This window comes from Dietzia sp. HMSC21D01 (assembly GCF_001815995.1).
Lineage (GTDB): Bacteria > Actinomycetota > Actinomycetes > Mycobacteriales > Mycobacteriaceae > Dietzia > Dietzia cinnamea.
Genome location: NZ_KV823876.1, coordinates 1 through 7,918, shown reverse-complemented (window position 1 = coordinate 7,918; position 7,918 = coordinate 1). Strand labels below are relative to the sequence as shown.

At 71.4% G+C, this 7,918-nt stretch carries 9 protein-coding genes; 7 read left to right on the top strand and 2 right to left on the bottom strand.

The window, feature by feature from the left end:
• The 6 genes from HMPREF3086_RS07170 to HMPREF3086_RS07145 all read left to right on the top strand — a co-directional run.
• Window positions 1–798: alpha/beta hydrolase fold domain-containing protein (locus tag HMPREF3086_RS07170; protein WP_168169068.1), on the top strand; the 798-nt coding region annotated here is incomplete at its 5' end.
• A complete protein-coding gene (locus HMPREF3086_RS07165; protein ID WP_082767725.1) occupies window positions 755–1,138 on the top strand; it encodes a DMT family transporter in 384 nt (127 codons plus the stop codon). The genes HMPREF3086_RS07170 and HMPREF3086_RS07165, both read left to right, overlap by 44 nt.
• Complete coding sequence (locus HMPREF3086_RS07160; RefSeq protein ID WP_061229028.1) at window positions 1,138–1,455, top strand: DMT family transporter; 318 nt, start codon at window positions 1,138–1,140, stop codon at window positions 1,453–1,455. The genes HMPREF3086_RS07165 and HMPREF3086_RS07160 overlap by 1 nt, the downstream gene beginning before the upstream one ends.
• A 134-nt stretch (window positions 1,456–1,589) precedes the next feature.
• Window positions 1,590–2,843, top strand: coding sequence for an NADH:flavin oxidoreductase (locus HMPREF3086_RS07155; RefSeq protein WP_070721015.1), 1,254 nt, complete (start codon window positions 1,590–1,592; stop codon window positions 2,841–2,843).
• Between the two features lie 134 nt (window positions 2,844–2,977).
• Window positions 2,978–3,841, top strand: coding sequence for an SDR family oxidoreductase (locus tag HMPREF3086_RS07150; protein ID WP_061229791.1), 864 nt, complete (start codon window positions 2,978–2,980; stop codon window positions 3,839–3,841).
• Window positions 3,842–3,846: 5 nt separating this feature from the next.
• Window positions 3,847–4,245 carry a DoxX family protein gene (locus HMPREF3086_RS07145; protein ID WP_061229790.1) on the top strand — a complete coding sequence of 133 codons (399 nt, stop codon included), beginning with the start codon at window positions 3,847–3,849 and terminating at the stop codon, window positions 4,243–4,245.
• A gap of 48 nt (window positions 4,246–4,293) precedes the next feature.
• On the opposite strand, the gene HMPREF3086_RS07140 is transcribed toward HMPREF3086_RS07145, so the two are convergent.
• Both HMPREF3086_RS07140 and HMPREF3086_RS07135 read right to left on the bottom strand, forming a co-directional pair.
• Window positions 4,294–5,322, bottom strand: a complete 1,029-nt coding sequence (locus HMPREF3086_RS07140; protein WP_070721024.1) for a mechanosensitive ion channel family protein — start codon at window positions 5,320–5,322, stop codon at window positions 4,294–4,296.
• 143 nt (window positions 5,323–5,465) lie between these two features.
• On the bottom strand, window positions 5,466–6,977 hold the full coding sequence (locus HMPREF3086_RS07135) for a dolichyl-phosphate-mannose--protein mannosyltransferase (RefSeq protein ID WP_061229788.1): 1,512 nt from the start codon (window positions 6,975–6,977) through the stop codon (window positions 5,466–5,468).
• A 68-nt stretch (window positions 6,978–7,045) separates the two neighbouring features.
• Between HMPREF3086_RS07135 and rsmI the strand changes: the two genes are divergently transcribed.
• Window positions 7,046–7,885, top strand: a complete 840-nt coding sequence (gene rsmI, locus HMPREF3086_RS07130) for a 16S rRNA (cytidine(1402)-2'-O)-methyltransferase (protein WP_070721021.1) — start codon at window positions 7,046–7,048, stop codon at window positions 7,883–7,885.
• Window positions 7,886–7,918: the final 33 nt, after the last annotated feature.

The following is a 7,918-nucleotide window of genomic DNA, read 5'->3' as shown; positions in this document are numbered from 1 at the left end:
GTGCCGGGTCTGTGGATCGACGGGGCGGACGACGCGCCCGGCCTGCTCGTGCTGCACGGGGGCGGCTATGTCGCCGGCTCGTCGGACACGCACGCCACCATGGCGAAGGCGTTGGCCCGCCTCGCCGGGGCGACCACGTACGTGCCCGACTACCGGCTGGCGCCCGAGCACCGGTACCCGGCGGCACTCGACGACGCGGAGGCCGCGTTCCGGCACCTCGCCGAGCACGTCGGCGGCGCCGAGAGGGTCGCGATCGCCGGCGACTCGGCGGGCGGCGGCCTCGCGCTGGGACTGCTCGACCGTCTTCGCGGAGGCGGCGAACGACCGGCTGCTCTGGCCCTGATCAGCCCTTGGGTCGACCTCACCGAGCCCCTCGGCGGGGAGCGATCCGGCGGTGCCCTCGATCCGCTCATGCCCCCGTCCATCGCCGCCGACTGTCGCGACGCCTACGCGGGCGACACCCCGGTCGACGACCCGGGGATCTCCCCGGCCCGCCGGCCGCTCGACGCGAGTGCGCCGGCGGTCGCGATCGTCTGCGGGGGAGACGACTTCGTGGTCGACGACGTCCGCGGCTTCGTCGACGCGAGCACCGCGCGGGGAGCGACCGTCGATCTGCGGGTGTGGCCCGGGATGGTCCACTGCTTCCCCGTGGTCGCCGGGACGCCCGAGGGCGCGTCGGCGCTCGCCGTGCTGGCCGGACACATCCGCACGGCGGTGACGGCGACCGCGGTGGACGCCGATACAGTTGGCCCCCGTGACCGAGGGGACTATCGCGTCCGGGAGACGACCGACCGGTAAGTGGCTGAACCTGGCCGCGGCGATCGTCTGCGAGGTCGCGGGGTCGCTCGCACTCAAAGGCGCGCTGGACAGGCCCGCGCTCTACGTCGTGGTGGTGATCGGCTACCTCGGCGCCTTCGTGTTCCTCGCCCGGACCCTGAAGGCGGGGCTGCCGCTGGGCGTGGCCTACGGCATCTGGGGAGCCACCGGCGTCGCGCTCACCGCGGGCCTGTCCGCGCTGATCTTCGCCGAGCCACTGACCCCGCTGATGGTGGCCGGTATCGCGGTCATCATCGCCGGCGTCCTGTGCGTCGAACTCGGATCCCAGCGCGCTCGCGCCCGAGCGGTAGGGGCCGCGTGATGGCGTGGGGTTACCTCGTCGTCGCCATCTGTTGTGAGCTCGCGGCGACCCTCTCCCTCCGCAAGGCCGTCGACGACGCGCGGTGGTACGCCGCCGTCGCGCCCGGGTACCTGATCGCGTTCGTGTTCCTGTCCCTCACGCTGGCCGCCGGCATGCCGCTCGGCGTGGCCTACGGCATCTGGACCGCTGCGGGCGTCGCGCTGGCCGCGGTGTTCAGCCGCCTGCTGTTCCGCGAGCCGCTCACGCCGCTGATGGGTGCCGGGATCGTCCTCATCGCCTGCGGCGTGCTGCTCGTCGAACTCGGCGCGGACGCCTGACCGCGGTTAGGCGACCCTATCCCCCGCAGGTAGGCGGGGTGTGCCGCACGCGCCCGTCGAGAAACCTGCACACGGTGTGCATAAGCGCAGGCCAAGGCCGTGACAGCGCCACTAGAACGGGTTACATTCTGCGTATGACTCTCGCGCCCGGAACCCCCGCCCCCGACGTCTTCAGCCCCGGAAAGATCGGCAACGTCACGCTGCGGAACCGCATCGTCAAGGCCGCCACCTTCGAGGGCCGGTGTCCCCGTGGGCGGATCACCGACGAGCTCATCGAGTTCCACACCGAGTACGCCCGAGGCGGGGTCGGTATGACGACCGTGGCCTACCTCGCCACGTCGCCCGAGGGTCGCACCGATAAGCACCAATATCACTGGGGTATGGACGACGGCGGGATGCTGCGCAAGCTCACCGATTCGGTCCACAACGAGGGTGCCGCGATCTCCGCCCAGGTCGGCCACGCCGGTGCGGTCGCCAACGGCGCCTCCAACGGGATGACCCCGCTCGGTCCGTCGCGCATCCCCGCGCCCACCGGCCTGGCCATCACCAAGGCGTGCACCCTTGCCGATGTCGACCGGATCGTCGAGGACCACGTCCGGGCTGCGCGCGGCGCCTACGAGGCCGGTTTCGACGCCATCGAGGTGCACTTCGGTCACAACTACCTCGTCAGCGAGTTCCTCAGTCCGAGGCTCAACCGCCGGAAGGACGAGTACGGCGGGTCGCTGGAGAACCGCGCCCGCTTCGCCCGCCGCATCGGCCGTGCCATCCGCGACGCCATGGGCGACACGATCGCCGTCACCATGAAGCTCAACATGGACGACGGCGTGCCCGGCGGCTTCTGGATCGACGAGGCGCGGCAGGTCGCCAGGTGGCTGGAGCAGGACGGCTCGGCCGACGCGCTGGTGATGACCGTCGGCAGCTCCCTGCTCAACCCGATCTACCTGTTCAAGGGTGACGCGCCGCTGGAGGAGTTCGCCGCCACCCAGCCGCCCGTGATCAAGATGGGCATGAAGGTCGTCGGACCGAAGATGTTCAAGGAGTACCCCTACACCGACGCGTACATGTTCGACGACGCCCGCCAGATCCGCGAGGCCGTCGACCTGCCGATGATGCTGCTCGGCGGCATCGTCGACCGACCGTCCATCGACAAGGCGATGAACGCGGGCTTCGAGTTCGTCGCCATGGGCCGCGCTCTGCTGCGCGAGCCCGACTTCCCCAACAAGCTCAGGGAGGACGAGCGTCGTCGCTCGCTGTGTGTCCACTGCAACCGGTGCATGGCCACCATCTACAGCGGGAGCCGGTGCGTGCTGCGCGAGTACGTGCCGCCGATCCCGCCGCGCGGCGGCCACGACACGCTCCAGGCGACCAAGCTCACGCCGCAGGCCTGAGAGAGCAGGTCTGAGAGGAGGCCCGAGAGAGGGGACGCGCCCGACCGACACCGCCTCGACGGCACCCGCGGGCCGCTACGGTGAGCACATCAGGCGGTCCGCTGCCGACGACGCGGGCCGGGACAGGGGAGCAGATGTCGAGGCGACGCATCAGGGAGTACAGAGGCAAGGTCTGCGTGGTGACGGGCGCGGCCAGCGGGATCGGTCGGTCGACGGCGATCCGGCTCGCCCGTGAGAGGGCCCGTCTCGTCCTCACCGACCGTGACGCCGACGGGCTGGCATCGGTCGAGCAGGCCTGCCGCGACGCGGGTGCGCCCGTCCTGGCCGCCGAGGCGCTCGACATCACCGACCACGACGCGGTCCTCGTCTTCGGCGAGCGCGTCATCGCCGCGCACGGGGCCCCCGACGCGGTCTTCCACGTCGCGGGCAACTCGGCATGGGGTCGACCAGACCTGCTCGAGCACCGCGTGTGGCGGTCGATGGTCGAGGTCAACCTCATGGGCACCGTCCACGTGGTGGAGGCGTTCGTGCCGGCCATGATGACGGCCGGTAAGCCCTCGGCCCTCGCCCTGGTCTCCTCGGCCGCCGGTCTGCTCGGTCTGCCGTGGCACGCCGCCTACAGCGCCGCCAAGTTCGGCATCCGCGGGATCGCCGAGGTGCTGCGCTTCGACCTGGCGCCCTACGACATCGGGGTCCACCTGGTCTGCCCCGGCGGCGTCGACACCCCGCTGGTCGAGACTATCGAGATCGCGGGCGTCGACCGCTCCACCCCTGAGGTCGCCAAGACAGTCGACCAGTTCCGGCGTCACGCTGTCACCCCCGACGAGGCCGCCGAGAAGATGCTCGAGGGGGTGCGGAAGGGCCGCTACATCGTCTACACCTCGCCGGACGTCCGCGTGGGGTTCGCGGCCCAGAGGTTCGCCCCGCCGCTGTACAACCTGGCGATGACGCTTCTCAACCGCCGGATCACCAAGGTCGGACAGGGCATCCTCCCGTGAGGGGGATGGAGACCCTCCGCGACGCCGCCATCCTGCTGGCCCGTGTGGGCATCGGCGTGGTCTTCGTCGCGCACGGGTGGCAGAAGTTCTTCACACTCGGGTTGGCGCGGGTGGGGGAGCAGTTCGCGGGCTACGGCATCCCGCAGCCGGAGGTCACCGCGGCGATCGTCGCCGGGGTCGAACTCGTGGCCGGGGTCGCTCTCGTCGCGGGACTGCTCACCCCGCTCGCCGGGATCCTCCTCGGAGTGGACATGTTCGGCGCCCTGTACTTCGTCCACGCAATCCACGGCCCGTTCGTCACCCAGAACGGCTGGGAGCTCGTCGTGGCGCTCGGCGTGGGGGCGCTGCTCATCGCCGCGGTCGGCGCCGGCAGGTTCAGTATCGACAGGGTGCTGGGCGGCTGACGCCGCCGCCGGCGCCGCCGCGGCCGCAGGAGGTCGCTCAGCGGTGCCTTACTCGGCCGCCATCGCGCGCATCGCCGAGACCGGCAGGCCCTCCGGGTAGGGCGCGTCGATCCCGGCCTCGTCGAAGGCCTTGCGGATCCGGCGGCGCAACTCCCGCTCGGTGGCCCACTGCGCGTTGGCCTGCGTCACGGCGGTCATCCGCAGCGACCAGAAATCTGCGTCCAGCGCGTTGACGCCCTGCAGTTCCGGCCCGGAGATGAGGTTCGAGGCGATGGGCTCCTCGGCCGCCGCCTGCTTGGCGGTCTCGATCGCCACGGTGCACGCCCGGTCGACGTCGGCGGTGTAGGACACGGGGATCTCGAGGAACGCCACGCCGAAGTCCTGGCTGTAGTTGCCGACGCGGGCGATGTCGCCGTTGCGGCAGTACCACAGGGTGCCGTGCAGGTCGCGCAGCGAGGTGATGCGCAGGCCCACGTGCTCGACGGTGCCCTCGGCCTCGCCGAGGTCCACCCAGTCGCCGACGCCGTACTGGTCCTCGAAGAGCATGAACAGTCCGGACAGGAAGTCGCGGACGAGGGTCTGGGCGCCGAAGCCGAGGGCGACGCCCACGATCCCCGCGGAGGCGATGAACGGCGCGACGTTGACGCCGAGTATCGCCAGGGTCTGCAGGACCACCCAGACCAGGACGACGAACGACACGAGCGACTTGAGCACCGAGCCGATGGTCGCCATCCGCTGGGCCCGCCGCTGCGCGCGGCGCTGCTCGGCCCGCACGTGCTCGGCGTCGCGGCGGCGGTTGTGCTTCTTCAGGCTCGCGGCGGTGAGGCCCCCGCTCTCGTCCGCGCTGACGTCGCCGTCGTGGCCGTCCGTGTCGTGCGCCGATCCGGCCTCGTCGTCGCGCCGGTCGGACCTCTCCTGGCGGCGTCGCCGCCACGCGGAGACCGACCCGTCTCGGGAGGGGGCGGTGACCCGGTCGATGCCGCGGTGCAGCAGCCAGCGCACCACCAGGGCCAGCACGATGTAGATGGCGATCGTGACCGGTTTCTCGACCAGCCACTGCTGGGTCACGTCGCTCATCGGGAGATCGGCGAAGGGAATGGGTAGCTCGTTCACCTCCGCGACGTTACTGACGGCCCGGCGGGTCCGTCACCACGAAATGGGGGCCCGGGCGCGATGCACAGCCGCTGCTCAGGACGGCCGGGGCGGGCCGAGGCGGCCGGTCAGCGCCAGGACGGCAACCAGAGCTGGTGATTCCATTCGGTCTGCGTGATCGGCAGCCCCGCGAGGATCGGCAACATGTAGATGAAGTTCACGATCACAAGGGCGAGGTACACGCTCACTATCCCGCGCCCGAGGAGCCGGCGCCGGCGGGAGTCGGTGGCCTTCCCGGCGATCTCGCCGAGCACGAGCGCGATGAGCATGACGAAGAACGGCACCATGACGGAGGCGTAGAAGAAGTACATCTGCCGGTCGTGCTGGAAGAACCAGGGCAGATACCCCGCCATGTAACCGACCAGCGGGAAAGCGTAGCGCCCGTCGCGGGAGACGACCGCGCGCCAGAACGCCCACGCCAGCACCGGAATCGCCAGCCACCAGATCGCGGGCGTGCCGATCAGCATGATCGCGCGGACGCACGTGGCCTCACCGCACCCGGCCACGCCCTCGCCCTGCTCGACGTAGTAGAGCATCGGCCGGAGGCTCATGGGCCAGGTCCACGGCTTGGACTCCCAGGGGTGCCGGTTGCCGGCGGAGGTGGTCAGCGAGGAGTGGAAGTCCAGGACCGATGACTGGTAGTACAGCCACGACTGCAGCGCATCGGGCAGCCAGGTATCGGCGACCTTCTCGGGGACGGCGTGCCGGTACACGGAGTTCTCGCCCGCGAACCACGGGAGCCACGTGAACAGGTGCAGGATCGCGGGCCAGATCACCAGGGTGAGGAAGGCGGGCACCGCGTCGCGCAGCAGCGCGCCGGCGAGCGGGCGGTGGATGCCGTAGCGGCTGCGCAGGGCCCAGTCCCAGGCGACGGTCATGAGGCCGAAGAAGGCGATGAAGTACAGGCCGGACCACTTCACGCCGAGCGCGAGGCCGAGCATCACGCCGGCGGTGAAACGCCACCAGCGGAATCCCAGGCGGGGGCCGAGTTCGGAGAGGTGAAGCCGGCCCTCGACGGCGGCGCGGTGCATGCGACCGCGCATCTGGTCGCGGTCCACCAGCAGTGCGCCGGCGGCGGCCACGACGAAGAGCACCTGGTAGATGTCCAGCATGCCGATGCGAGAGGTCACGAAGGTGACGCCGTCCAGGCACAGCAGCAGGCCGGCGACGAAGCCGAGCTGGGTGGAGCGGGTCAGCCGCCGGGTGATGCGCATGACCATGAGCACCACGAGCACCCCCGCCAGCGCGGCGGTGAACCGCCAGCCCATGGGGGTGTAGTCGAAGAGCAGCCCGCCGAGGGACTGGATCTGCTTGGCGACGGGCGGGTGGACGACGAGGCCGTAGGCGGGGTTCTCCTCGATGCCCAGCCGGGCGATGTCGTACGACTGCGGCGCGTAGTGCTTCTCGTCGAAGACCGGGGTGCCCTTGTCGGTTGCCGAGGCCAGTCCCCAGAACCGCGAGACGAACGCCAGGACCAGGACGACGCCGGTGACGATCCAGTCGCGGGCCGTGTCGACCGGGCCGGTGTCGGGGGCGGGCAGCGGACGTCCGGGGGACCGCACGCCGGGGGTCGAGGTCACGAGCCGAGCATAGTGTGGCCCCCGCGCCGCCAGGGGACACGCCTCACCCGGCGGATAGGGTGGTCGGCATGACGTCCGGACGTGTCGTGTTGGCGGCCACCCCCATCGGGAACCCGGGTGACGCCTCGGATCGCCTGCGCGACGTGCTGGCCACGGCGGACATCGTCGCCGCGGAGGACACCCGTCGCCTGCGTTCCCTCGCCACGGCACTGGAGGTCACCATCCGGGGCCGCGTGATGAGCTTCTTCGAGCACAACGAGGCGGGCCGCGTGCCCCAGCTGATCGACCGCGTGCGCGCGGGCGACACCGTGGCCGTGGTGACCGACGCGGGCATGCCGGCGGTGTCGGATCCCGGGTATTCGCTGGTGGTGGCGTGCATCGAGGCGGGCCTTCCGGTGACGTGCCTGCCGGGGCCGTCGGCGGTGACCACCGCGCTGGTGCTCAGCGGCCTGCCGGTCGACCGCTTCTGCTTCGACGGGTTCCCGCCGCGGCGGGCCGGCCGCCGCCGGACCTGGTTGGCGCGGCTGGCGGCGGAGGAGCGCACGTGCGTGTTCTTCGAGTCCCCGCACCGGCTGGCCGACACCCTCGCCGAGGCCGCGCAGGTGCTCGGCGCGGACCGCCGGGCGGCGGTGTGTCGCGAGCTGACCAAGACCTATGAGGAGGTCCTGCGCGGCACGCTCGGCGAGCTCGCCGAGCGCACGGCGCCCGGTGTCCTGGGGGAGATCGTCGTGGTGGTGGCCGGGGCGGACGCGGCCGACTCCGCCGCGACGCTCGAGGACCTCGTGGAGATCGTCGAGGAGCGGGTCGAGGCGGGGGAGCGGCTCAAGGACGCGTGCGCGGCGGTGTCCGAGGGGTCTGCGGTGACCAAGCGGGAGCTGTACCAGGCCGTCCTCGACGCGCGCGGCTGACGCGTCCGCCGCCGCCCACCGCGCCGCCGCCGC

What these genes read in the sequence shown, in the direction of transcription:
- HMPREF3086_RS07150 (WP_061229791.1), top strand. Translation starts at nt 2,978, where the DNA reads ATGTCGAGGCGACGCATCAGGGAGTACAGAGGCAAGGTCTGCGTGGTG.
- rsmI (WP_070721021.1), top strand. Translation starts at nt 7,046, where the DNA reads ATGACGTCCGGACGTGTCGTGTTGGCGGCCACCCCCATCGGGAACCCG.
- HMPREF3086_RS07155 (WP_070721015.1), top strand. Translation starts at nt 1,590, where the DNA reads ATGACTCTCGCGCCCGGAACCCCCGCCCCCGACGTCTTCAGCCCCGGA.
- HMPREF3086_RS07160 (WP_061229028.1), top strand. Translation starts at nt 1,138, where the DNA reads ATGGCGTGGGGTTACCTCGTCGTCGCCATCTGTTGTGAGCTCGCGGCG.
- HMPREF3086_RS07145 (WP_061229790.1), top strand. Translation starts at nt 3,847, where the DNA reads ATGGAGACCCTCCGCGACGCCGCCATCCTGCTGGCCCGTGTGGGCATC.
- HMPREF3086_RS07140 (WP_070721024.1), bottom strand. Translation starts at nt 5,322, where the DNA reads ATGAGCGACGTGACCCAGCAGTGGCTGGTCGAGAAACCGGTCACGATC.